Below are 25,184 nucleotides of genomic sequence, written 5' to 3'. Positions count from 1 at the left end.
ACGCCGTATGACGGGAAACTGTCATGTACGGTGTGAAGTGGGGGAAAAGTCAGAGATGACATCAAAGACTTACCTATCACTATCAAAATATTTTATGGTGTCATTATTTCTGCAGCAATTTTATCGTGAAATGCTTATGGTAGCGGATGAACACAGTGGCAAACTTCCAAACCGTGTGATGATTTATGCCGATGAGATTGGTACTATTCCAAAGATTGAGTCATTTGAAATGATGCTGTCAGCAGGACGTTCCCGAAGAATTTCTGTTGTTCCAATTATTCAATCCTTTGCACAGCTTGATAAAAATTACGGTAAAGAAGGTTCAGAAATTATAACAGATAACTGTCAGTTGACTATATTCGGTGGATTTGCTCCTAACTCCGAAACAGCACAGGTGCTTTCCAAAGCGTTGGGCAGTAGAACTGTAATGAGTGGCAGTATTAGCCGTGGAAAAAACGATCCATCACAATCATTGCAGATGATAGAACGCCCACTCCTAACTGCAGATGAACTAAAATCATTGCCGAAAGGTAGATTTGTTGTCATGAAAACAGGTGCTCATCCTATGCAGACTAAGTTAAGGTTATTTATTGATTGGGGAATTACCTTTAAAAAAACATATGAAATAGAGGAAAACTCTCATCGTAAAGTTTACTATGCAGATAAGGAAGAATTGGAACAGAATATTATCAAATCCTTTTCTGACAGTGATATAGAAGATGAGCCTATACCCTTTGCAAATAAAAAACATGGAGGTACAAATCATTCTGCAATAATAGAGCAAGCTGAAGAAACAGCATTAAAGCGTAAAACAGTATTAAGACCGTAAGGGAGAAGGTATTTATATGAGCTTTTTTGGAAATCTTTATCGTGAGGATTTGCCACCAAGGGCAAAGACTGTCTATATGTACTTAAAAGACCGTAGCAACAAGGATGGTGAATGTTGGCCGGCAATAAAAACAATTGCTAAAGATACATCAATGTCTGTCAGTACCGTAAAAAGAGCCATAGCCGATTTAATCCGTTATGACTTACTTACTAAGGAATATCGTTACAGAGAAAACGGTAGTCATACCTCAAACCGATATTTTTTAAAATTACTAAAATAATTTAATGGTATTTTAGTTTATTGTTCATGAATATGACTTTCCGCCAAGAGAAAAATATGCCTTGTTTGTGGACCAAGCCTACGTTCATAAAGAACCACCCAGAAGGAGTCAATTTAAGGAACGTTTATAGGCAGAGAAAGAAAAACTGATAACATAAATCATTTAATTAACTTTTAGATAATTCATATATTTATTTATCAAATATATCAAAAATTTGCGATTTATTTTATGATTTTGTCAGAAACACTTGTATCTATGAAAAAAATGAAATATAATATATATTTATGTAAGTAAGTTCAGCTGTAAATGTTGAAATGAGGGATTGAATGAAAATTAGTTATAAAAAGCTATGGATAAAACTCATAGAGCAGGATATTAAAAAAAGTGATTTGCGTAAGCTAACTGGACTGTCAGCAGGGACAATTACGAGATTAAATAAAAATGAACCTGTCTCCATAACCGTTTTACTGTCTGTATGTGAAGCTTTAAAATGTGATATTGGTGATATTTGTTCAGTTGTCCCTAATGACGATGATATTGAAACATTATAGTATTAGATGACAAGCAACTATTTTATATTTACCAAATACAGGTATAATTAGTACTTACTAATTAAATTTTAAAATAAGGAAATTTAAATATAAATAAATGATATTGGAATTAATTGTAAAAATTATTTTAATATATAGTTCAAAGTGGTGAGAACATGGCAAATAGAATTCCTTGGAATAAGTACGAAACTGCGTTATTGATTGAGGCTTATTTAAAAGTTGAAAACAAAGAAATAACACGTAAAGATGCAATATGCCAGATGTCCAATATATTACGTAAAATGGCAAAAAACATTGGTATTAAAATTGATAGGATTTTCCGAAATGAGAATGGCATTTCTCTACGTATGAGTGAAATGCAATATTTAATGACAGATTGTAAAAAAGGTCTAAAAAAAGCTGTGATGTCAAAACTTTTTCAAGAAATGGTAGAATTATACCGAACTAATAGGACAGAATTCAATAAAATACTTACGGAGGCAAAGAAGATGGTTGATACAGATCATATTATTAAAAATCAGTATTTAACATGGCTATCAACTAAAGTATCTCCGGCTCAAATAGCAGAACTTTATCATTTATATCCTGAAATTGAATCGTTTTGCTTATATATAAAAATACTAAAAAAACCACTGTTTGAGACAACAGATATGAAAGTATTGTCCGCAGTTAAACAAACCGTTGATTCAAACAAGGTTTTTCGTTTCAAATATAAAAACCAGGTTTTAAGCATGTCTTCTGCAATAAAATACTACTATCAGTGGGTTAGAGATAATCAATTATTGCTTACAAAAGAAGAATGTGTTGTAAAACAGGATATGGATACTCCTAACATACAAGATAATGTACTTACCTTTGCAACTGAATCATTAGCCTTAGACCAAAATACGAATAAACTAAGTGTTTGCTTAGCATCATACAAAGAACTTCTTGCAGAAAAATATCAGAAAGGTTTCCGTATTAATTCTGATCTTGAAATGATACGCTTCAGACGATTTTGGGTAGACAAATTCGGTTTTGATTTGGAAGAAGATGACGGAATAGTTCGCATGAACATTAGTAATGTGACGATTCAGCATCAAGATTTTGTATATCTACCCGAATTAATGCTTGATGTAGAAACTCAGCAGGAGATATTATCATATATTCAAAATTGCTTTTTGGAAGGGAAAAAAGCCGTTTATTTTGATGCATTGTATCAGAAATTTAAAATTAAGTTTCAAGGACAACGCATTAATAATGCTGATATGCTTAAAACATATCTTACCTTTACAAATAAAGGCAGTTATGTAATTAACAAAAATTACGTAGCTTCTGACAAAAATGTTGAAGTTGACCTAACCGGTGAAGTAAGGAACTATCTTACCAATTATGGGCTTCCTATCAAGATAGATGATTTGGTTGAGTCTTTATCTCATATTCCACGAGACAAAATTATTTGGGCAATTGCAGGAAATAATAGTGCTGAATTTGTACGTAATCAAAAAGGTGAATATTTTCATGCTGATATTGTTGATTTGAAATCTGAAGAACTCGAAAATATAAAAAAATTGATTGAGAAGGCCATTAATGAAAAAGATTTCATGGGGGGAAATGAATTAATTGAGATAATTTCAATCAAATACCCTGCAATTATAGAACGCTATCCGTATCTCAATCCTCTTGGAATGCGAGATGCAATTGGCTATAAATTGCGAGATGTTTTTTCATTCAAAGGGAAGATTATAAGTACTCTTGGAGAAGACTTATCTATGTCTGATGTATTTGCTGACTATGCAAAATTAAATGAGCAATTTACGCTTACGCAGCTGAATGCACTAAAGACAGAGCTAGATACACCTATATACTTTGACGCTGTGTATGCAAATTCTCTTCGTATTAGCAAAGACGATTTTGTATCTAAAAAGCGAGCAAACTTTGATATTAGTGAGACCGATGCAGCAATTGACCGTTTTTGCATTGGCGATTATATAACAATTAGTGAAATCCGTCATTTCGGTTCATTTCCATATGTAGGATTTCCTTGGAACAGTTTTCTTCTGGAGCATTATGTTTCGGATTATAGCAAAAAATATAAACTTTTGCACTCTGGCTTTAATGCCGGAACTCCTGTTGGAGTGATTGTCAAATGCACCTCAAAATTTGAGGACTTTAATGATCTTATTGCAAGCGCATTAGCTGACAGCACGATTCCTCTCAACAGAAAAGATGCTTTGCAATATCTATGTGATAAGGGATTTTTAGCTCGAAGAAGTTATGGCGATATTGAGCAAGTCCTTATCAAATCAAATATGCAAAGATCACAGAAAGGATGATAAGCTATATACTCATATGAATTTGATGTAACAACAGGCGGGCTTTTACTGAACAGTTCACCGCTAAGTTTCAGCAAAGAGCCAAGGCCTGTATATTATAAAGAACTTGATATACTGGGTTTTGACAAATATTGGAACTATGATAAAAATGATACATACCCATATATGTGGGCAGAAGCGAACAATTATTATTATCGTGGACGCAAGGTTGCACAAACAAAAGGTGGTTCACTCTATACTGCTCCAGAAATTAAAATATTGGAAGATCCCGAGCCAAATGGTGAACCATTGCGTTTTGTTGATATTCCAGGCATGATAGAAAAAAACAAAGGTATTATTGAAAGTCTTACACAGGAAACTATCAAAAAGGTTTATAATACGTATATAGATTATAAAGATAAGGTTGATGTTTTTCATGTTTCATACAGTGGCGGTAAAGACAGTGAAGTAACATTTGATATTGTAAAACGAGCATTACCTCATAACGCTTTTATTGTCATATTTGGTGATACAGGTATGGAATTTCCTGACACATATAAAGCAGTAGATATCACAAAACTATTCTGTGATAAAGAAGGAATAAACTTTTATGTTGCACATTCAGATTTCAAACCTTTGGATTCTTGGAAGTTGTTTGGTCCCCCTTCTTCAGCAATGAGGTGGTGCTGTGGCGTACACAAAACCGCTCCTCAACTCTTAAAACTTAGAGAAATAACAGGGAAACAAGATGTAAAAGAAATGGCTTTTGTTGGTGTTCGTAGCAGCGAAAGCGTGAGAAGAAGCGGGTATGACTATATTTCCTTTGGTACAAAGCACAAGGGTCAATTAAGTTTCAACCCGATACTAGACTGGAATTCTGCTGAAGTGTATATTTATATATATATGCAGAATTTGTTGATGAATGATGCTTATAAAAAAGGAAGTAGCCGAGTAGGATGCCTTTTTTGTCCTATGGCAGCCTTAAAAAGTGATTTCTTTAATTATACGCTTTATAAAGATGAGTTGCAGCCCTATATCGATATTATCAAAAATCTATATGTGGATGGACGAGGCGATGAAAAGCTTATTAATTCCTATGTTGAGAATAAGGGGTGGAAGGCAAGAAAAAACGGACGAGATTTGATTATAGGTGTTGGTGATTTTACTGAAGAAACAAAAGCTGACAGAAGAAAAGTAAAAGTCAAACGCCATAATGACATGTGGAAAGAGTGGATGAAAACTTTAGGATACCTTGACTACGATGGAAATAATTACTCTTTAGCTATTAACGATACTACAACGATACATTTCTCCGTTACGAGTTTGGATAACGAATATATTGAATTTACATTTTATGAATATGAAGTCAAAAAAAGTGCTACTGTTTTTAAGAACATCAAGAACCTATTAAAGAAAAGTCACTCATGTGTATCCTGTCGCTATTGCGAAGCTAATTGTCCAAATGGCAATATACACTTTTCTAATGGAAAGGTTACAATAAGTGATAATTGTATTAAATGTGGGCTTTGCAATAATATAGATAACGGCTGTTTGATTTATAATTCACTAATTTTACCGAAAGGAACTGGAAAAATGAAAAAAGGAAGCATAGATGAATATGGAACACATCCTCCAAAGCTAGCGTGGATTAAAGAATTTATTAAGTATCGTGATACATTTGAATCAAATCATACACTTGGTAGCGCTATGCTTCCAATGTTTAGAAAGTTTCTGAGAGATGCTGGTATCACCAATAAGAATAATACATGGAATACATTAACCAATATTCTTTTTAAATCTGAGCTTGAAACAGAATATACTTGGGCTTTAATGCTTGCAAACTTGGCTTACGCACCACAAGTTGGATGGCTGGTTACTAACCTCGATTTTTATACAACATATTCTCAAAATGAGCTAAAAGATATTCTGTCTAATTATATAACATCTAAAACAGGTCCCGGCAATATTGCAAACAGCTATAAGCGAATATCAGAATTACCTTTTAAAAATGTTGGGTTCGGTACTGTTACAGGTAAAGATAAAAATGGCTTTATTTTCATTCGTACTCCTTGGAAGAACCCTGATCCCCGTGTTATTCTTTATTCTCTCTTTAAATTTGCTGAAGCTTGTGGAGACTACTATCAGTTTACCTTGAGCAGGTTACTTAACCACGATATTGACAGTGAAGGCGTAAGTCCAACTGAAATTTTCGGTTTAGAAAAAGATCAAATGGAAAAGATTTTAAACGGATTGAGCATTAACTATCCTGATTTTATTAACGCATCGTTTACACTCGATCTTGATAATATTACACTCCGTGGCGACAAGTCTTCACAGGATGTATTGAATTTGTTTTAAGGAGGATGAGTTATGTTAGATAAGTATCGCGACTATTTTGATATTAACCCGGAATATTTTCCACAGGTTAATGAAGCAATCATAAATGACAGACCAGACCTTTGGAAAACTTTTTACCCACATCAGACATTTGTAAAACTCTTGAAAGATACTATTAGTGTTATCTCCAGAAAGCAGAGGGTTTCTATTTGGGTGGAAGGTGCATATGGTACAGGTAAATCTCACGCAGTTCTTACGCTAAAGAAATTGCTGGATGCCTCTGAGAAAGATACTCGTGAATATTTTGATAAATATAAAGACCAATTGACTAATGACTTGTTTAATCAGTTTCATCAACTGAAAAGTGGCGAACAAAAAATCCTGACTGTTCATCGTTACGGTTCTTCTAGCATTCGTAGCGATAGCAACCTTGTTTCTGCAATGCAGGATAGTATCGTCAATGCACTTAAAGAGGCAGGTATTAAGAGCAATGCACAGGCAACACTGAAAGATGCTACTGTTAAGTGGTTATCTGAGCCTTGGGCTAAAAATGCCTTTAATGAACTTATAAAATCGGACTATGCTGACCTCTTTGCTGGCGATGATGTAGATGCAATTGTTGAGAAACTGAATACATATACTGGAGACAGTCTGCAGGAACTTATGGGCAAAATCATGAAAGTCGGTGATGAAAAGCAGTTCAAAGCACTGATGCTTGATATAGATGGCCTCGTGGAATGGATTAAGGCTGTCATAAAAGAAAACAACCTGAAAGCAATAGTGTTTATTTGGGATGAATTCACTGAATACTTCAGAAATAATATGAGAGCCTTGACTGGTTTCCAGAAAATCGCAGATATTAGCGGTAGCGATCCGTTTTATTTAATTGTGGTAACCCATAATGTAATGCATATCTTCGATCCAAAAGACAATGACTGGAAGAAAATCCTCGGCCGCTTTATTAGCCCTATTTGTAATATTGAATTACCTGAAAATATGGCGTTTCGGTTAATGGGTGCAGCAATGGAAAAGAATGAGGACACACAGGTACAAGCGGACTGGAAAGATACTTCTGATGAACTTTATGAAAGAACTCACGATTCAAGACAACTTGTTAAAAATAAAGCGCGAATTTCTGATGATGAATTGAAGAATATTCTTCCTATTCATCCGTATACTGCATTGCTTTTAAAGCATATCTCCTCTGCTTTTGATTCAAATCAACGTAGTATGTTTGATTTTATCAAAAATGATCGTGGCGATGAAATTAAGGGTTTTCAATGGTTTATTGATAATTGTGGTCCTTTCGATGAAAATCCTTTACTTACGATTGATATGTTGTGGGACTTTTTCTATGAAAAAGGCAAAGAGTATCTGTCGCATGATATTCGTACGATTTTGGACTGTTACTCTTTCGCCACTAATAAGAATCTTGGTAAAGATGAAAAGCGAGTTCTGAAAACAGTTCTTCTTCTTCAGGCAATCTCTCAGAAAACAGGTGATACTGTTGAACTCTTTGTTCCAAACGAAAAAAATGTAAACTATGCATTTGAAGGATCTGATTTTGAAAACGATGAGGCTGCACGTATTGCTGACAGTCTGATTCCTGATGTCCTTTTCAAAAAGCAAATGAGCGGTGGCAAAGTTCAGTATTCTGCATTGATTAATGTAGGTAATACGGTAGAACTTGATAAACAGAAAGATGAACAGCGTAAGAAGTCAACTTCTGCTCTCATAAACGAGGGAGATATTTCTTCTGCAATTGCACTGAGTGGTGCCCTCCGCCTTCGTTATGTTGTGAAATATGTTGCAGTAAGTGATTTCAGGTCTACTATTAATTTATTACGCAATCAGGAAGATTCCTTTGGTAACAAAATTATTGCTGTGGTTGCATTTGCAAAGAATGAATCTGAGAGTGCAACTATTGGAAAATATATTCAAGAAGCCATCAAGGATGGAAGCTATAACATGGTGTTCATTGATGCTTCTATTACTCCTATTGGCAATGATATTATGGAGCAGTATGTAGAGTCAATGGCTAATTCTGTTGTTAATCTCAAGCAGGACAGGGGTTTGGCTGCTCAGTACGAAGCAAATGCCAAGGAAGTCTTGAAAAAATGGAGAAACAAAATTACCAGCGGAGAATTTGTGGTTTACACAACTGATAAGCCTATGGGACAAAGAGCAACTACACTCGACCTTTTATATAACGAATTGTCTGCAATAAACAGAAAGCTTTATCCTGATGGTCTTGAAACAGGTAAACAGGTAACAGAAACTATGTGGATTTCTAATCAGTTGGCTAAAGGTGTAGAGCTTGGAACTGACGTTTCACAAAAGTATGGACAATATAGCTGTTGTATCGATTATATTGGTAAAGATTTATGGGATGATAAGCAGTATTGGATTAATAAGCCTTATTTACATATTTCTAAAATTAAACAACATGTAGAAGACGCTATAGCAAAAGCATTTAAAAAAGATGGCAGGATTTCTATTGCTCAGATTTATGATGTTCTTAAGGCTGAACCTTATGGTTTTATGCCTTGTAACCTTACGGCTTTTGTGATGGGATTTATTTTAAAAGAGTATACTGACGATACTTACAGTTATCGTGATGACATTATTAATGATAGTATGTCTGTTGCTAAACTGAAAGAAATGATTGCAGAAATTATTAAGCACAATATGACTACTATCCCTCGTTACAAGGATAAATACATTGTGATTATGACTGCTGAAGAAAAAGCTTTTAATGAGGCTTCCTCTAAGATTTTTGATATTCCTTTAAACCTCTGTACATCAATTGTGCAGACCAGAGAACGTATTCGACAGAAGATGAAAGAACTTTCATTCCCAATTTGGTGCTTGAAGTCTATCCTTGACACGGTTTCTCTTAAAGAAGACAAACAGAAGGTTGCAGAATTAATTGATAATTACAGCGGTATTGCAAACAACAGCAATTTTGGTGCATCTAAAACAGACAGCGATATCGCATTAGAAATCGGTAAATTGTGTATTGAAAATATTGGAATTGTTGAGGATATGGCATCTCTCATTTCTAAAGAGAAATGTACGGAAGGTATGGTTGCTTATTTACATACTTTTAATGGTGGTACTTTAATTTCTTTGGCAGATGAAATTGGCGATGGTGGTCAATATATCAATCGCCTAAAAAAGAAATTTGATGCGGATGCAGCTAACTGGGTATGGAATACTGACACGGCTAATCAGAAAATATCAGAAGTAATTTTAGAATATCAGATTATTGTAGCGAGCAACAAGGTTCTGCCTAAGAATATCGCTTTTGATGCAACAATCCGTGAGTGGCGCGACCGTTGTAACCTTATTCGTATATCTTACTTATACGCAAAAAACAACTGGGACGATCTTTCTGACTTCATGGAACTACTATATAACATGAAGAAATCTGGTCAGTTGCTTGATTCACAGAGGCAGAAATTTTTAGAACAAATTAATACAAACGGTGCTACATTTAATGCGTTTTATAATAATCAGACTGAAATCTTTAAAAAGGCATGCACTTTTATTTTGAATCAGTTTTCAGATGATGAGGTACGAGAAATTTTTATGATGATACCTTCAGGTATGTTCACTGCTGAAAAGTCAAATTATCAAAATACTGTACAAGCTACAGTAGAGAAATTTGTTAGTGAACAAGGCTCTGCGAAACTGAAGAAGTTTTGGAAAGAAAAAACAGGCACAGATAATCCTCGTGCTTGGTCTAAACAATACCTTACTCCAATTCTTTGCATGGTAAATGATAAAGATGTTCAAATGGCAAAGATGGCATTTGCAACTGTAAGCAAAAAACAGTCTGACAAGAGTTCTATTGAGAAGACAATGGAATTCTTTGAACACGCAGATTTCTTTGATAGACTCGGTAGCAAAGAAGAACGTGATAAATCATTTCATGCATCTATTATCAAGTCCTACGCTATTATGTTAGATGATGTAGATGAAGTAAGAAGTCATCTGCGTGACGTTATGACACCGGAACCCTATGATTGGTTCGGTCTTCCTGAAATTGATAAGCAGCTACGTCAGATGGCAGAATTTAAGTATAACCAGTGTGGTTGTGATAGAGCATTAGAAAAGATTGATGGTATGGATGTTGCTGATGTGAAGCGCTATTTAAAAGACCTTATCCGTGATAATATGATTGTGGGCATGGAAATTATCAAGGATAATTAAGGAGGCATAGAATGAAGCTTGAAGAATGTATAAAAAGAATTGATAGATATTTGCGTTCTACTGACACACAGCCTCGTTTTGTAAATGTACAGAATATTAATGACCTTGCTCAAATAAAGCAACATTTCCATGTTGGTAGTAATAAATTTAAACAGGTTCAGGATTATTGCAAAGAGGATGAGAATCCAAGCATGGATTCTTTGCTTAATGGCTTACGCCATATGGAAGGAGTTGTATTCCTAACAGGATTTACAACTCACTTAATGTTGATGGGTGAATATGAATTAAAAAATCAGCTATCTAAATTGATTCATCTTACAACGACTTCATGCCGAATTGTAGTATTATGCTATCAGTGCGAAAAATATCTCACCACTTCAGATGTTCGCTTTGATAGAATTATATATAGCGTGGATGGTGAAAAGTCGAAAAAGCCACGCTTGGTGTTTTTTTCACCTGAAATGCCAGCTCCGCAAAATGGAACTGTAATTGACGGAATACAAAACGCAGCTAGTGCTATTGAAGAAATGCCAATAAATGTTGTATATATAAAGACTCGTAAGAATAAATCATCATATTCATCCGCTTTGTATCATATTTCAGAGCAAAATGGAGCATTTGATGTGCTTTGCACTATGGATCCACATACTAATCAGTTAAGTATTGACTACGGTACAGAAAACAATGGTCGTATGCTTTAAGTGAATTGTCAAAGTATTCTTCTTGGGAATCTTATTTTATGCAAATATTTGGTGGATACTCCACTTTGGAACTTGTGGCAAGTAACTGGCAGATTTTTGATGAAAAGAAAAAGTGGTTATATTTTATTGCTCTAAAACTTTTTGGAGCTAAAAAGAACTGGTGTCTCAATACTGCTGCGAAAGAAGCCATATCTGTAGATAGCTTAATACGATGTATTTTTAGAAGCATTCTTTCTTTAGAATGGAGCGATAAGACTTTTTGGAGTAAATATCACGAGCGTAAATTATTACTGTTAGCATTTGGTAACCCCCACAACGAGGTCCTTGACTACTGCGCTATGGTAAATAGTAAAGAAAAATATGCTCTTTATTATTTAACGGATAGCACTAAAGACGAACAAGTCATGATATTTGAAATCTTAGATGCTTACGCATTAGAATTCACACAGGATGAGATTATCAGTGTGTTGAAGAATATATATCCTGACCTTTATGCTTATTTGCAACCATTCAGTTTCAAGAATGAGCTGCTTAACAACTATTTTCAAACCTATAAGTTTGAAAAAGTCATTAATAAGGTCTTTCCTGAATTTGAAGCTTTGGTTGAAGAACAGGCTGAAAAACGTGAATACAATCTGTTGCTACCTGCAAGAAGTGAAAAAATTGAAGCTATTAATAAGAAAGATACCCACCTGTATTTTATCGATGCAATGGGTGCAGAATTTCTTGGCTTTATAATGGAGAAATGCCGTCAAAAGGAACTATTGGCATACGTTACCGTTTGCAGATGCGAATTACCATCAATAACTTCCTGTAATAAAGAATTTATTGAAGTGTTTGAGAATGCCGGCGCTTTATTGGTTCCTGATAGAAGTGGCATAAAAGCTTTAGATGAAATAAAGCATCATGGGCAGGATGATTATGATTATCGCTTGACAACCTTACCTATCCATATTATTCGTGAACTAGAAATAATTGATAGTATATTAGAAAAAATTAAAATAAAGCTTGTAAAGGGAGAATGCTCAAGAGCAGTTATGATTTCAGATCATGGTGCAAGTAGATTGTCTGTAATAAGCCAAAAAGAAAATAAGTGGGAAATGGCAACCAAAGGGGAACATTCCGGTAGATGTTGTCCTAAAAATGAAATTAACGAACGTCCTACCTGTGCTACAGAAGAGAATGATTTTTGGGTATTAGCAAATTATGACCGTTTTAAGGGAAGTAGAAAAGCTAATGTTGAAGTTCATGGCGGTGCTACACTTGAAGAGGTTACTGTTCCAATTATTGAAATTACTTATAGCACCAAGAAAATAGAAATCCAAATAATTACTCCTTCTATTGAATTCAGTACAATGAAAAAGAATGCCACTATCAAGATATTTTCTAAAATAAAACTCAGCAATATCAGAGTTTCTGTTGCTGGTAAAGATTATGAGGTTGAAACCACAGATGGACAGTTATTTATTGTAAATCTTCCTGACTTAAGGAAGATTGGAGAGTATACGGTAGATGTGTACTCTAATAATAACAAGGTGGCATCTGATTTAAAGTTTACTGCTCAGAAGGAAGGCTTCAAGGAAAACAAATTACTGTAAGGAGGTTGTGCTATGATTGAGAAACTTAGAGAGTGCTTTGATGAAATGGTTGTTTATAAAGACCTAAAAAAAAGTAATTTCTTTTCTGCTCTTAGTCTTCCATCTTTTTTAAGAGACTGGCTTTTAAAGCAATTTGAGGATGACGAGGGAAACTTCGATATAGAAGAAGTTTCGGATTTTATTCATCAGTATCTTCCTAAAAAAGATGAATGGATAAGTATTAAAAACCGTATCATTGTAGAAAATGAGCGTGTGAAATTCCTTACAAAAATTTCTGTTGATATTAATATCAAGACACAAGAAATTTCATTCGCTCTACCTGATTTTGGTTTGACAAATAAAGAGACTATCATCGAACCAGATGTTTGGTATGAATGCAAGGATGAGCTGGTTAAAGGAAAGGAAATCTGGGGCGTTGTAGAACTTGGATATCGTCTGCCAGACGAAGATCTGAAGTTGCCAGGTCGTATTAAACTGACAAGTTTTACTGATTTCTGTCCATATTCGATTGATCTTGATTACTTTAAAGATGCTCGTGCTGAATTTACTACCAAAGAGTGGGTTGATGTGATTCTTGGCGCTATTGACTATAACGCAGATGGTTATGCAGATGAACATCAGAAACTCACGATGCTTACTCGTATGTTACCTTTTGTAGAGAAACGTATTAACCTTATTGAACTTGCTCCAAAGGGTACTGGTAAGTCATATCTTTTCGGACGAGTAAGCAAATATGGATGGCTATCATCCGGTGGTGTTATGTCCCGTGCAAAAATGTTCTACGACATTAGCAAAAGAGCACCGGGACTTGTATGCGGAAATGATTTCATTGCACTTGATGAGGTACAAACCATATCTTTCACCGATATTGACGAAATGCGAGCAGCTATGAAAGGATATATGGAATCTGGTGTTTTTACTGTTGGAAACTATGAAGGCACTGCCGATTCTGGTATCGTCTTGTTGGGGAATATTAGTAAAGATAACATGGATGAGTATAAGAGTATGTTCACAGAACTGCCTAATGCATTCCATGAAAGTGCTTTAATTGACCGTTTCCATGGTTTTATAAAAGGATGGGATATTCCTCGTATGCATGATGATTTGAAGATTTCTGGATGGGCATTAAATTCAGAATACTTCTGCACAATTCTTCACCTTCTTCGTGAAGATGCAAGTTACCGTGCAATTGTAGACCAGCTTATTGAAGTTCCTGATCACGCGGATACCCGAGATACTGAGGCTGTAAAACGAATTACTACTGCTTATTTAAAACTTCTATTTCCTCATGTTCGTTCTGTGAATGATGTTGATATTAGAGAGTTTCAATTATATTGTCTTCGTCCTGCTGCTAAAATGAGACAAATTATTAAAAAACAGTTGGGTATCTTGGATATTGAATTTAAGGGTAAGGATATACCAGCATTTTCAGTGAGGAAGATTAATAATGAAGATTGAATGTGTATCTTGTGGAAAGAAAGACTTAGATAAGAATACAATTGGAATAAACAAAAAAATGCTTGGCACTGAGGTTTCGACCTTCTATTGCACTGACTGCCTTGCTGGGTATTTGGATACAACCGTTGAGGAAATTCTTGAAAAAATTGAGGAATTTAAAGAAGAAGGCTGTATTTTATTCCAATAAGAGTTGAGGTGAAAACATTGATTTATGTTGATAATGCAGCAACAACAAAATTGGATATTGATGCGTTTGAGGCAATGAAGCCCTTTTTGATTGAAGATTTCGGTAATCCATCGCAACCTTATTCATTTTCAAGAACAGGGAAAAGGGCTTTAAGACAGGCTCGTGCTATTATAGCTGAATGTATAGGTGCGGAGCCGGAAGAGATTTTTTTCACTTCTGGCGGAACTGAAAGCAATAATTGGGCGGTTAAAGGAACTTCATTGGTATATGGTGATACACGAACAACTATCACATCAAAAATCGAACATCACGCTGTTTTGAATGCGTGTGCAGCGATAGAACGATTGGGTTTTCCCGTGGTATATCTTCCTGTTGATAGTGAAGGTATCGTGCAACCAGCAAACTTACAAAAATACATTTCTAATAGGACGAAGTTGGTATCCATAATGCTTGCAAATAATGAGATAGGGTCCATTCAACCAATACAGAAGTTATGTAATATTGCTCACGAAAATGGCGCATTGTTTCATACAGATGCTGTTCAAGCCGTTGGGCATATCACTGTTGACGTAAATGAACTTGGTGTTGATATGCTTTCATCATCAGCACACAAGTTTAATGGTCCAAAGGGAATTGGTTTTCTTTATATACGAAAAGGTACAAATATACAGCCATATGCAGATGGGGGTTCTCAAGAATTTGGCATGCGTGCTGGGACTGAGAATGTAGCAGCGATTGTGGCAATGGCTACTGCTTTAAAAAAATGCGTCAATAATATTGCTGTAAGGGCTAAAAGACTTAAAAAGATGGAGAATTTATTGATAAACACCTTGTCAAATGCAAATATCGATTTTCTCCGCAACGGCTGTAAGGATGGTCTCCCTGGAATCATCAGTCTATCATTTAAAAACTTGGAGGGTGAAATGCTTCTGCACCGGCTAGATTTGATGGGCATATATGTATCAACTGGATCTGCCTGTAATTCGGTTAATACACAAGTATCACATGTTATTGAAGCGATTGGTGTACCGGAAGCTTATTCAAAAGGTACCATTCGCATATCTTTCGGAGCCAACAATGAAGATGGTGATGCAGAAATGATTGCAAACGCTTTAATACGAATTCTATCTTCAAATTAAATTATAGACATTACTGTAAGTTTTATATCTTAACCTTCCTCAAAAAATCCCCTCTGGGATAATCGGAAAGTCTAAAGTCATATCCAAGGCGGTTCATTTCCTGCATTTTAATGAGTAGCAGGTTCATATGAGAATTGAGCATGCAAGCGATTTGCTCGATGTTATATCCGTCCATTGCTAACTCGTAAACTTCTTCATTATCAAGAAGAAGATGGGACGCAAAGACGTTTGCCTCGTATTCTGTAATGCTTCGCATATCAAAAAGATTAAATTCTTTTAATCCACTTGTAGCGAGTTGTCTATGTAAATGATCGTGACCGAGTTCATGGGCAAGAACAATATTATGCATATGTTCGTCAAGGTTATTATTCAAAAGTATAATTCGTTGTTTCCATTGATAAGTATACATACCAAGCAAATCATCAAAAGAAGCATAATAGACTTTTATGCCCTGACTTTTAGCAATTTGTTGAACTTTGTGAGAAGCACATTTGCGTTTCACAAGTTCAACTTTTTTATATATTTCAACTGAGTTAATCAAGCCAACACCTCCAACGAAAAGGGCAGTTTTTTATCTCATTAGGAATAATAAACTATCAAAAGATGATTTAAGGTCTGAATTTCTTTGGTGTGTATTTTTTATTATCTTCTTTTGCATCCCAATAAGCTTTCTGTAATGCTTGCATAACGGCATCTTTATCTGTTTCGGATAATTCACCACCGGCAAATAAACCGCCTATTTCAGACACTAATTCCTGAGCTTGCTTTGCACCTCGAGAACCGTATTTCTCTTTGGCTTCTGCAATAAATTCTTCATCTTCCGTAAGCAGATAATTCACATCGATATGAAAATAATCTGCCAGCATAGAATAGATTTCTCTTTTTTTGGGGTAGCTTTTCCCTGTTTCATAACTGATAATTGTACGCAGTGAAACACCGATTTCTTTCGCTAAGTCCGTCTGTGTAAGTCCTTTATCCTTTCGCAGATCTCTGAGTTTCTCTCCAAACTTCATATAGCCCTCCTTGAATGTGAAGTTAAATTTCACAAAATACATTACTTCATATTGACAAAAGTAGGTAATCTTCATATAATATAAATGTGAAGATAAACTACATATTTATATTACTTCAATCTTCACATTTTGTCAACGGATTTAATGGTGTGGAAAATATTACATAATCTTCAATTAACCCAATTATTTAAAACGGAGGACTGCTATGAGAGTTACCAGAACAATGAGAAATATTTCGCTTATGTATGAAGGCATGCATCTCAATGAAGAACAAGTTTTTCATAAGGCTAAACTGTTGTTAGATATCTATCGTGATGTTGTATGGAAAACTCTGAGAGAGGTTGATTACATAAAAGAAGTATGTGAATCTTACTATAGCAATGATTTGAATGTTGCCTTAACTTATCTATCCGATTTTGCACCAACAGAGCAAAAAGAAGAGTTTAAGAATAAGGTTTCATACATATTTGAAACATCGTGGATGATTGAACTTATTGATACCGCAATGATTAAAATATATGACTATCCTACAAATGGAAAGCTTTATCATGAAATATTATCGAAATGCTATATAAATTCCGCAACGCTCAATGAACAGGAACTGCTTGAATGTTTGTCTATGGAAAGGACAAGCTTTTATGTGAGAAAAAAAGAAGCCATTAAATTATTTGGAGTTGCACTTTGGGGATATGCACTTCCAAAATACAAGGCTGTTTTTATTGATAATCATAGTGAAGAAGATGATTATAATTACTTTTGCAAAGATGCAGACTGAATGCGAACTAAATACGGACTAATCACGCACTGACTTTGGACATTGCATATCCTATAATGTGTATTGTGGGATGGGTACGAAATAAAATAACTGATAAGCCTCGACTATAAAAAGTCGGGTTTTTTTTATACCCATTTTTCATAATACGGCAGTAAGAAAGCCGGGAGTAACAGAAATGTTATTCTCGGCTTTTTTTGTGCCCATTTTTAGGAGGAAAAATGGATAAGCCAAATCGTTGGTTTCGGTGTCGTTCTCCACCTTTCTGATTTTGATTCTAAACATTTCAAAAATCAGAAGCGGAGGAAATAAAAATGTTTGACAACACAAACCCTTACAATTTGCAAATTCATGCAGATGAAAATACAAAGCGATACTATGCAGCTTTTGTTGATGAAGAAGGTAAAAAAATTGAAGTCGAAATAAGTGTAGCAGTTGCGAAAGTGCTATTTCAGACTTTTGTTAGAAAAGAAAGAAATTTAAGACGTTCCGATGAAAGAAATCTTGAGCATTCTGAACTAACAGAGCAAATCTTATATCAAAGAGCCTTACATAAACCAGAATCTTTGGAGGTTACAGCTTTTAAAAATTTGCAAAAAGAAAAGTTATGGAGAGCAATTGATACATTGCCTAACATTCAGCGAAGAAGATTGATTTTGTATTACTTTGAAGGTTTTACCTATGAGCAAATTGCAGAAATTGAAGGATGCAAAAAAATGGCTGTAAAGTTCTCTATTGATATAGCAAAAGGAAAAATTAAAAACTTTTTTGATAAATAGACTATACTTTTTCATTCTAAGTGTGGAAACAGGTGAAGGGATATTTTCTCTTCCCTGTTTTCTTTTTTGAAAAAAGGTTAGTACCTTGAAAACTGAATATCCGATTTCATAAATACATTAGCTGATGAGCCTTAATCGGAAAAGCAACATTGATAGATGCGCGATAACCTCCTGTAAAATTAGGACAATCCATGAAAATGGATTTTTTCTTCTGAATTTTATAAATGCGGCCAACATAAGGAGCGAGCGGGTCCATCTGATCATGAAACAATTTGTAGTGGATTGTATTGCCATAACCTTATCAGCCTATAATGATACTTCTGTCCAGCCACAGACTCACGCAATGGGGGCAGCTTGCAGAGATCCTGCAGGAGGTGAGATTCCTATGATAAGAATTAACTTCTCTTAGTTTATGTAAATCGCCCTGTACTTGGGAAGTAGTGTCGAATAAAGTACAAAAACAACAAATAACTGACTTAATGTCAGAAGCAATGGGGATTACCTATGCTTTATCTGCTTTTGCAGTTGCAAACTCAGACAGTGGTAATCCCTATTTTTGTGATATTAAGAATAACTATTCAGGAATGGAGGTAAAGAATATGGATCCAACGAAAACAGATGCTGAAATGGCAAAAGAATATGATATGACTATAGAACAATCTCAAAATGAGGTCCACTATAAAATGTCAATTAAGTTTCTTGATATTCTAAAGAGAAAAGGAATTGTTTCTGATGTTGAGTATGCACAAATAGATGAATTAAACCGCCAATCCTTTTCTCCATGCCTTGCAAAAGTATATGTGTGATAACACTTGCTATTATAAATGCTTTGGGGTATTGTGTGTTACTAACAGAAGGCTTACTTCTGGGAAAGGAGGAAATATAAATGGTGAAAAAGGTCAAAACCATAGAACCTGTAAGGCAGAAAGTTTTGCAGGAATTAAGACCAAAGAAAAGAGTTTGTGCTTATTGCAGGGTCAGCACCGATAGTGCAAAACAGCATACTTCCTATGTTGCTCAAACAAAATATTATAAAGAGTACATTGAAAAAAGAGCAGAATGGGAATTCGTAGGAATATTTGCAGATGAATCTAGTGGTACAAAGGTGAAAAATCGTGATGAATTTCAGAGAATGATAACGGAATGTGAAAAAGGAAGCATCGACCTTATCATTACAAAATCCATCACAAGATTTGCGAGAAATACCATAGACAGCATTGAAACAATTCGAACTCTGAAATACCTTGGGATAGCAGTATACTTTGAAAAAGAGAATATCAATACCATGTCAGAGCAGAGCGAGCAGATGCTGACAATCCTAAGCTCAATTGCACAAGGTGAATCGGAAAGCATCTCCACAAATAATCGCTGGGGTATTCAAAAAAGATTCGGGGATGGAAGCTATGTACCAAGCTGTGTGGCTTATGGCTATACCAAGGATGAAAATGGTGAACTTATCATTAATGAGAATGAAGCTGAAATAATCCGAAGAATTTATAACGAATACTTAAGCGGAAAAGGCAGTTATGCAATCGCCCGAGATTTAACTCGTGACAATATACCAACCATCCGAACAGCAGAAAAATGGAATGATAGTGTAGTAAAGGAAATTCTGCAAAATCCAATTTACAAGGGAGAATTGCTGCTACAAAAAACATATACAACAGATGTTCTCCCCTTCACAAAAAAGAAGAATTATGGAGAACTACCCATGTACTCCGTTAAAAATAGTCATGAACCTATTATTACTAAGGAACAAGCAGAAAGAGTTCGGGAAATTTATGAGTACCGAAGAGTGCAGATGGGCATAGATGACAGCAGTAAATACCAAAACCGCTATGAATTCAGCAGTAAAATCATCTGCAAAGAATGCGGTGGAACATTCCGCAGACAGAAAATCTATATCGGCAAGCCTTACGAGAAGATACAATGGTGCTGTATCACGCATATAGAAAACAGTAAAAAGTGTACCATGAAAGCAGTAAGAGAAGATATTATCAAAGATGCTTTCCTAACCATGTGGAACAAGCTTGTAAGTAACCACAGTGAAATTCTCTATCCCCTATTGGAATCCTTAAAAAAATTAAGGGCGAATAAAGAACAGGAAGAAGAAATTCTTAAACTAAACAACAAAATATCGGAATTAATGGAGCAGAGCCATATCCTACAGCGAGTCATGCTAAAAGGATATATGGACTCTGCTATTTTTATGGAAAAGCAGAATGCCATTAATATTGAAATTGAGGAATACAAGAAAAAACGAAATGTTCTCCTTGAGAGTAATGGTTATGAAAAAGAGATTGAGGGAACAAACAGGATACTGCAGATTATAAAATACAACCCTGTAATCATGGACGATTACCAAGCAGAACTGTTTATCCATACGGTAGATAAAGTCCTAATCGGGAAAAATGGTGATATTACGTTCAGACTTATCAATAGCCTTGAACTGACGGAATATATAGCAAAGAGGTGAACAAAAATATGCAAACACATATGCCGATTGGCTACAAGATGGTGGATGGCAAAATACAAATAGATAAAGAAAAATCCAAAACTGTAAAAAAGATTTACTCAGAATACCTGAAAGGAAAATCTTTATTAGCTATAGCAAAGGAACTGAGTGAAAAAGAAGTTCCGAATGCAAATAACAAGACCAATTGGACACACGGTGCTATAGGAAGAATCCTTGAAAATATTAAATATATGGGTGATGAAGTTTATCCCAAATTGATTGACAATGCTACCTTCGATAAGGTTCAAATCAAAAGAAAACAGAAAGAAAATCAGCTTGGTCGTACAGCACAGCCAAACAGCATGAAAAACCAAAGCCTATTTGCGAACAAGATATTCTGCGGTGAATGCGGTGAGCCATACCGAAAGTACACGGAACATTCGGGTAAGGCATCGGAAAAGAGCAGATGGAAATGCAAAAAATATATATTTAAAAACCGAGTATTATGCAGAAACCTCTTCTATACGGATGAGGAATTAAAATTGGTATTTATAAGTGCAGTAAATCAGCTTATTAAAAACCAACGCTTACTAGACAAACCTCATAAAAAAGAGCTGGCGAAAATGAGCAAAGAACTGCTTGCGATAGAAAATCAAATACATAAGCTTGAAGAAGATGAGAAATTTTCATCACAAGAGTTGGCGGATCTAATATTCAAACGAGCAGAACTAACCTACAGCACTTCCAAGGTAGATGACTACGAAGTACAGACACAAAAAATAAAAGAGCTGTTAATCGGTCAAAACCAATTAACAGAGTTTGATGTAGAATTATTCAAAGGTATGATAGATAAAATTACCATCTATCAAGACGGCAAAGTAGAAACACAATTTATAAACGGACTTAAAATCTGCGAGATTTTAGAATATAAGCGAAAGGATGAGAAAAATGGCTATAGCAAAAAAGACAGTGGCAATCATACCGCCACAAATGAAATATGACAGACAATTAAGAGTAGAGCAGAAAACACTGCGTGTAGCCGCCTACTGCCGAGTAAGTACCTTGCTGGAACAACAGGAAGGGAGTTACGAGGCACAGGTTGATTACTACACCAATAAAATAAACAGCAACCCAAATTGGAAGTGTGCTGGCATATTTGCTGACGATGGAAAATCAGCAACACAGACAAGCAAACGTGATGACTTCAATGCCATGGTAGATGCCTGTATGAATGGGAAAATAGACTTGGTGCTTACCAAATCAGTCAGTAGATTTGCTAGAAATACGGTTGATGCCTTGCAAAATATTAGAAAGCTGAAAGAGAAAAATGTCCCCGTTATATTTGAAAAAGAGGGCATCAACACCATGGAAAGCGGTGGAGAACTGTTAATCACTATACTTAGCAGTCAGGCACAAGAGGAAAGCCGAAACATCAGCGAAAATACAAGATGGGGTTTGACGAGAAGATTTGAAAACGGCATTATATCGGTAAACCACAAAAAGTTTTTAGGCTATACCAAAGATGAAAACGGCAACCTTGTAGTAGTACCCGAAGAAGCAGTTATTGTAAAAAGGATTTTTTGGGAGTACCTTGAGGGCAGTAGTATTGTTCAGATATGCAAAGGCTTAGAAAAAGATGGTATTAAAACTGTCACAGGACTTGAGCAGTGGCATCCGGGAACTATCGACAAGATGCTCTCAAATGAAAAATTTTGCGGTGATGCTCGTATGCAAAAGACTTATACAGTAGATTTTCTCACTAAGAAAAGGGTGAAAAATGATGGATATGTTAGACAGTACTATATAGAAGATAACCATGAGGCAATCATTCCAAAGGAGTTATTCCACCAAGTACAGGCAGAAAAAGCAAGGCGAGCAAGTTTAAATAAAGCTGCAGTTACAAGAAAAAAGAACAAGGAATTAAAGGAGAAAAGCAAATACAGTTCTAAATACATACTTACGGATCTGATGGTATGTGCAGAGTGCGGCCATGCATACCGCAGGCAGATATGGTCCAAATACGGTGACAAATCTGCTGTATGGAGATGCGAGGACAGGCTGAAACTAGGCAAGAAATCAAGATGCCAGAATTCACCTACCCTAAAGGAAGAACAACTCCATGATGCAATTATGAAAGCAATAAATAATGTAGTAGAAAATACAGGAGAATTTATAGGGACCTTCCGAGAAAATGTAATAAGAGTTATAGGTAACTACAGTACCCACGGTGTTACAACCGAATATGACGAACAGATAGAAAAACTGCAACATCAGATGCTTACACTCATAGAAAATAACGCAAAACAAGGAGCTGTCAGCGAAGAATTCGATGAAGAATATAAGAAACTGTCAGAACAAATTAACGAGCTCAAAACAGCGAAAATAAAGGCGGTGCAAGCGCAGAAAAATGCAGAAAACTATGTTCAAAGAGTTGAGGCCTTAGACAAGACGATTGCCAATGTTAATCCGCAAGTAAGGGAGTTTGACCAAGACCTTGTAAAAAGACTGATTTCCTCCATAAAGGTACATAAGGGGATGAAACTAGAAATACAGTTTCACTCAGGAATCGTGGTGAACCAAGAAGTGGACTACTATGAATAGGCATTAAAATAGGAGTAGGGTGTCTTCCCGGGAGTATCCTAAAGTTTGTGTAAACCTCTAAACTGATGTAAGATAAATATATCAGTTTGGAGGTTTTATTTATGCCCAAAAGAAGAAAAGAATCACCCCAAAAACAAGCAATCAGAAAAATGATGCAGGAATACTTAAAAGAGAATGATATTCCTATCAAAAATGGTACAGATGTCAATTCTGTTATGCGTGATATGATGTCTGTATTACTGGAGGGTTCTCTGGAAGGAGAATTAGAAGACGAACTGGGATACTCAAAATATGACTATCGGAATAAGGAAACCGACAATAGTCGGAATGGATATTCTTCTAAAATCATGCATACAAACTATGGAGATATGAATGTTGCTATTCCTCGTGACCGTAATGGAGAATATGAACCCCAGCTTATCAAGAAATATCAAAATACCGTTACGCAAGATATGGAAGAAAGGATACTTTCCATGTATGCAAAAGGTATGACTACAAATGATATTGAATCCCATATGCGTGAGTTATATGACATTGATATTTCTGACAGTACGATTAGCCGAGTTACTGATAAAATTATACCGATTGTAAAGGAATGGCAGGAACGTCCTTTGGAAGAAGTATATGCGGTTGTTTTTATGGATGCAATTCATTTCCACGTTCGTAGTGAAGGAAGAATACGAAAAAAGGCTGTGTATATTGCTTTGGGAATTGATATGAATGGTAGAAAGGACGTTTTAGGTATGTATGTTGGTGAAAATGAAAATGCTAAATTCTGGCTTTCTATACTGAATGGGCTAAAAAATCGTGGTGTAAAAGATATCTTAATAACATGTATTGATGGACTAAGTGGATTTCCACAAGCAATTGAAGCAGTCTATCCTGAAACAGAGATACAGCAGTGCATTATTCATCAAATCCGTAACTCCACTAAATTTGTATCCTACAAAGATTTGAAAGCTCTGATGGCTGATTTGAAGCGAGTCTATACTGCCCCAACAGAAGAATTAGCCCTAAATGAATTGGAGTTGTTTCAAGAAAAATGGGATGTAAAATATCCGAAAATCTATAAATCTTGGCATGATAATTGGTCAACTTTAGCAACCTATTTTAAATATCCTGAAGCTGTTAGGCGGCTTATTTATACCACAAATGCCATTGAGGGATTTAATCGTCAACTTCGTAAAGTAACAAAAAGCAAGACAATTTTTCCTTCTGACGATAGCCTTTTAAAAATGCTATATCTGGCAACGATAGATATCACAAAAAAGTGGACAGGATATCGTAGGGACTGGGGACGGATATATTCCCAGTTAGAGATTTATTTTGAGGAAAGACTAAAAAATCTCAACTTCTAAAAAACAACTTGTTCGGCAAGTTTTATTGACATGCAAAAAAATCATTGTATAATGCAAACAAGGGTAGAATCCCAAAATTGACTCTGCCCTTAAGTAACTATTCACATATCTTATATCAGATTTTTGAGTTTACACAAAACTTGAAACTGTCCCGTCTTCCCTGCTCCTGTTGAGTTTAAACTGCTAAGAATAAAGTCTTTAATTTGTTCAGGACTTTATTGTTGGCGGTTTTACTATTTTAATTCTAAATATTCTGTTAAGTTGTGTCTAATTTGACGTTTTACTGTTGTAAAATTTTAGGGAAAGATATACAATTGAAATAACAATGTTGTTTATATCATTATCTCGATTAGGAGGTATCATTTTGTCAACAGTAAATGAATTATTAGATATGGCAAAAAGAGAATTAGCTAACCTTAAATCCGGTGAAATATTCTTAGTTCGTGATCTTTTTAAAGGATACGAGTGGAATAGAATATCACGAAGTGACAGACTCCTCCTTGGCACCTTATTTCTCAACTATATCAAAAGTAATGATATAAGCGTTGTCCCGTTTGAAAAGACTTCATCTGGGCAGCAGAGATATAAGAGTAATAATGGGTTGAAGGAGGATTAAT

22 protein-coding genes are annotated in these 25,184 nt (G+C 35.3%); 20 read left to right on the top strand and 2 right to left on the bottom strand.

Going from position 1 to position 25,184, the window contains the following annotated elements; genetic code table 11:
- The first annotated feature begins 7 nt into the window (after positions 1 to 7).
- From I2490_RS02995 to I2490_RS02945, 11 genes are all read left to right on the top strand, one after another.
- Complete coding sequence (locus tag I2490_RS02995) at positions 8 to 829, top strand: type IV secretory system conjugative DNA transfer family protein (protein ID WP_330634536.1); 822 nt, start codon at positions 8 to 10, stop codon at positions 827 to 829.
- A 16-nt stretch (positions 830 to 845) separates the two neighbouring features.
- Positions 846 to 1,109 (top strand): helix-turn-helix domain-containing protein, encoded by a 264-nt coding sequence (locus I2490_RS02990; protein ID WP_206458296.1) that lies wholly within the window; start codon positions 846 to 848, stop codon positions 1,107 to 1,109.
- Between the two features lie 326 nt (positions 1,110 to 1,435).
- Positions 1,436 to 1,660, top strand: a complete 225-nt coding sequence (locus tag I2490_RS02985) for a helix-turn-helix domain-containing protein (protein ID WP_206458295.1) — start codon at positions 1,436 to 1,438, stop codon at positions 1,658 to 1,660.
- A gap of 155 nt (positions 1,661 to 1,815) precedes the next feature.
- Positions 1,816 to 3,975, top strand: a complete 2,160-nt coding sequence (locus I2490_RS02980) for a hypothetical protein (protein ID WP_206458294.1) — start codon at positions 1,816 to 1,818, stop codon at positions 3,973 to 3,975.
- 165 nt (positions 3,976 to 4,140) lie between these two features.
- The gene (locus tag I2490_RS02975; RefSeq protein ID WP_245157067.1) at positions 4,141 to 6,312 is read left to right on the top strand and encodes a phosphoadenosine phosphosulfate reductase domain-containing protein; all 2,172 of its coding nucleotides are present in this window, start codon (positions 4,141 to 4,143) and stop codon (positions 6,310 to 6,312) included.
- Between the two features lie 12 nt (positions 6,313 to 6,324).
- A complete protein-coding gene (locus tag I2490_RS02970) occupies positions 6,325 to 10,506 on the top strand; it encodes a hypothetical protein (protein ID WP_206458293.1) in 4,182 nt (1,393 codons plus the stop codon).
- An 11-nt stretch (positions 10,507 to 10,517) separates the two neighbouring features.
- Positions 10,518 to 11,207, top strand: a complete 690-nt coding sequence (locus I2490_RS02965; RefSeq protein WP_206458292.1) for a DUF7864 domain-containing protein — start codon at positions 10,518 to 10,520, stop codon at positions 11,205 to 11,207.
- Between the two features lie 38 nt (positions 11,208 to 11,245).
- On the top strand, positions 11,246 to 12,805 hold the full coding sequence (gene pglZ, locus I2490_RS02960; protein WP_245157066.1) for a BREX-4 system phosphatase PglZ: 1,560 nt from the start codon (positions 11,246 to 11,248) through the stop codon (positions 12,803 to 12,805).
- 12 nt (positions 12,806 to 12,817) lie between these two features.
- Positions 12,818 to 14,263 carry a BREX system Lon protease-like protein BrxL gene (gene brxL, locus I2490_RS02955; RefSeq protein ID WP_206458290.1) on the top strand — a complete coding sequence of 482 codons (1,446 nt, stop codon included), beginning with the start codon at positions 12,818 to 12,820 and terminating at the stop codon, positions 14,261 to 14,263.
- Positions 14,253 to 14,450 (top strand): hypothetical protein, encoded by a 198-nt coding sequence (locus I2490_RS02950; RefSeq protein ID WP_209010566.1) that lies wholly within the window; start codon positions 14,253 to 14,255, stop codon positions 14,448 to 14,450. Before brxL ends, I2490_RS02950 begins: the two co-directional genes overlap by 11 nt.
- A 17-nt stretch (positions 14,451 to 14,467) precedes the next feature.
- Positions 14,468 to 15,589: a cysteine desulfurase family protein gene (locus I2490_RS02945; RefSeq protein ID WP_206458289.1), complete on the top strand. Its 1,122-nt coding sequence runs from the start codon at positions 14,468 to 14,470 to the stop codon at positions 15,587 to 15,589.
- 22 nt (positions 15,590 to 15,611) lie between these two features.
- Here the strand turns inward: I2490_RS02945 and I2490_RS02940 are convergent, their stop codons facing one another.
- Positions 15,612 to 16,130, bottom strand: a complete 519-nt coding sequence (locus tag I2490_RS02940; protein ID WP_206458288.1) for an ImmA/IrrE family metallo-endopeptidase — start codon at positions 16,128 to 16,130, stop codon at positions 15,612 to 15,614.
- Positions 16,131 to 16,197: 67 nt separating this feature from the next.
- Positions 16,198 to 16,602: a helix-turn-helix domain-containing protein gene (locus I2490_RS02935; protein ID WP_206458287.1), complete on the bottom strand. Its 405-nt coding sequence runs from the start codon at positions 16,600 to 16,602 to the stop codon at positions 16,198 to 16,200.
- Between the two features lie 205 nt (positions 16,603 to 16,807).
- Between I2490_RS02935 and I2490_RS02930 the strand changes: the two genes are divergently transcribed.
- The 9 genes from I2490_RS02930 (at position 16,808) to I2490_RS02890 (ending at position 25,183) form a co-directional block, all read left to right on the top strand.
- A complete protein-coding gene (locus tag I2490_RS02930) occupies positions 16,808 to 17,377 on the top strand; it encodes a hypothetical protein (protein WP_245157065.1) in 570 nt (189 codons plus the stop codon).
- Between the two features lie 311 nt (positions 17,378 to 17,688).
- A complete protein-coding gene (locus I2490_RS02925; protein ID WP_206458286.1) occupies positions 17,689 to 18,153 on the top strand; it encodes an RNA polymerase sigma factor in 465 nt (154 codons plus the stop codon).
- 262 nt (positions 18,154 to 18,415) lie between these two features.
- Positions 18,416 to 18,562 (top strand): hypothetical protein, encoded by a 147-nt coding sequence (locus tag I2490_RS02920; RefSeq protein ID WP_206458285.1) that lies wholly within the window; start codon positions 18,416 to 18,418, stop codon positions 18,560 to 18,562.
- 31 nt (positions 18,563 to 18,593) lie between these two features.
- Positions 18,594 to 18,959 (top strand): SHOCT domain-containing protein, encoded by a 366-nt coding sequence (locus I2490_RS02915; protein WP_206458419.1) that lies wholly within the window; start codon positions 18,594 to 18,596, stop codon positions 18,957 to 18,959.
- A gap of 80 nt (positions 18,960 to 19,039) precedes the next feature.
- Positions 19,040 to 20,629, top strand: a complete 1,590-nt coding sequence (locus tag I2490_RS02910) for a recombinase family protein (protein WP_206458284.1) — start codon at positions 19,040 to 19,042, stop codon at positions 20,627 to 20,629.
- Positions 20,630 to 20,637: 8 nt separating this feature from the next.
- The gene (locus I2490_RS02905; RefSeq protein ID WP_206458283.1) at positions 20,638 to 21,609 is read left to right on the top strand and encodes a recombinase family protein; all 972 of its coding nucleotides are present in this window, start codon (positions 20,638 to 20,640) and stop codon (positions 21,607 to 21,609) included.
- Positions 21,557 to 23,209, top strand: coding sequence for a recombinase family protein (locus tag I2490_RS02900; RefSeq protein WP_206458282.1), 1,653 nt, complete (start codon positions 21,557 to 21,559; stop codon positions 23,207 to 23,209). Before I2490_RS02905 ends, I2490_RS02900 begins: the two co-directional genes overlap by 53 nt.
- Positions 23,210 to 23,310: 101 nt before the next feature.
- Positions 23,311 to 24,567 carry an IS256 family transposase gene (locus tag I2490_RS02895; protein WP_442859719.1) on the top strand — a complete coding sequence of 419 codons (1,257 nt, stop codon included), beginning with the start codon at positions 23,311 to 23,313 and terminating at the stop codon, positions 24,565 to 24,567.
- A 364-nt stretch (positions 24,568 to 24,931) separates the two neighbouring features.
- Positions 24,932 to 25,183 carry a single-stranded DNA-binding protein gene (locus I2490_RS02890; RefSeq protein ID WP_206458281.1) on the top strand — a complete coding sequence of 84 codons (252 nt, stop codon included), beginning with the start codon at positions 24,932 to 24,934 and terminating at the stop codon, positions 25,181 to 25,183.
- Position 25,184: the final 1 nt, after the last annotated feature.

This window comes from Anaerovorax sp. IOR16 (genome assembly GCF_017168145.1).
In the GTDB taxonomy this organism is placed as follows: domain Bacteria; phylum Bacillota; class Clostridia; order Peptostreptococcales; family Anaerovoracaceae; genus IOR16.
The sequence above is the reverse complement of the archived record's forward strand: the minus strand, read 5'-3'. Positions and strand labels throughout refer to the sequence as shown.

Excerpts from the sequence above, each read along its gene's own strand:
- I2490_RS02910 (WP_206458284.1), top strand. The coding sequence starts at position 19,040 with ATGGTGAAAAAGGTCAAAACCATAGAACCTGTAAGGCAGAAAGTTTTG.
- I2490_RS02975 (WP_245157067.1), top strand. The coding sequence starts at position 4,141 with ATGTGGGCAGAAGCGAACAATTATTATTATCGTGGACGCAAGGTTGCA.
- I2490_RS02920 (WP_206458285.1), top strand. The coding sequence starts at position 18,416 with ATGAAACAATTTGTAGTGGATTGTATTGCCATAACCTTATCAGCCTAT.
- I2490_RS02995 (WP_330634536.1), top strand. The coding sequence starts at position 8 with ATGACGGGAAACTGTCATGTACGGTGTGAAGTGGGGGAAAAGTCAGAG.
- I2490_RS02895 (WP_442859719.1), top strand. The coding sequence starts at position 23,311 with ATGCCCAAAAGAAGAAAAGAATCACCCCAAAAACAAGCAATCAGAAAA.
- I2490_RS02950 (WP_209010566.1), top strand. The coding sequence starts at position 14,253 with ATGAAGATTGAATGTGTATCTTGTGGAAAGAAAGACTTAGATAAGAAT.
- I2490_RS02935 (WP_206458287.1), bottom strand. The coding sequence starts at position 16,602 with ATGAAGTTTGGAGAGAAACTCAGAGATCTGCGAAAGGATAAAGGACTT.
- pglZ (WP_245157066.1), top strand. The coding sequence starts at position 11,246 with ATGCAAATATTTGGTGGATACTCCACTTTGGAACTTGTGGCAAGTAAC.
- I2490_RS02985 (WP_206458295.1), top strand. The coding sequence starts at position 1,436 with ATGAAAATTAGTTATAAAAAGCTATGGATAAAACTCATAGAGCAGGAT.
- I2490_RS02905 (WP_206458283.1), top strand. The coding sequence starts at position 20,638 with ATGCAAACACATATGCCGATTGGCTACAAGATGGTGGATGGCAAAATA.
- I2490_RS02900 (WP_206458282.1), top strand. The coding sequence starts at position 21,557 with ATGGCTATAGCAAAAAAGACAGTGGCAATCATACCGCCACAAATGAAA.
- I2490_RS02980 (WP_206458294.1), top strand. The coding sequence starts at position 1,816 with ATGGCAAATAGAATTCCTTGGAATAAGTACGAAACTGCGTTATTGATT.
- I2490_RS02965 (WP_206458292.1), top strand. The coding sequence starts at position 10,518 with ATGAAGCTTGAAGAATGTATAAAAAGAATTGATAGATATTTGCGTTCT.
- I2490_RS02970 (WP_206458293.1), top strand. The coding sequence starts at position 6,325 with ATGTTAGATAAGTATCGCGACTATTTTGATATTAACCCGGAATATTTT.
- I2490_RS02925 (WP_206458286.1), top strand. The coding sequence starts at position 17,689 with ATGTTTGACAACACAAACCCTTACAATTTGCAAATTCATGCAGATGAA.
- I2490_RS02930 (WP_245157065.1), top strand. The coding sequence starts at position 16,808 with ATGAGAGTTACCAGAACAATGAGAAATATTTCGCTTATGTATGAAGGC.
- brxL (WP_206458290.1), top strand. The coding sequence starts at position 12,818 with ATGATTGAGAAACTTAGAGAGTGCTTTGATGAAATGGTTGTTTATAAA.
- I2490_RS02990 (WP_206458296.1), top strand. The coding sequence starts at position 846 with ATGAGCTTTTTTGGAAATCTTTATCGTGAGGATTTGCCACCAAGGGCA.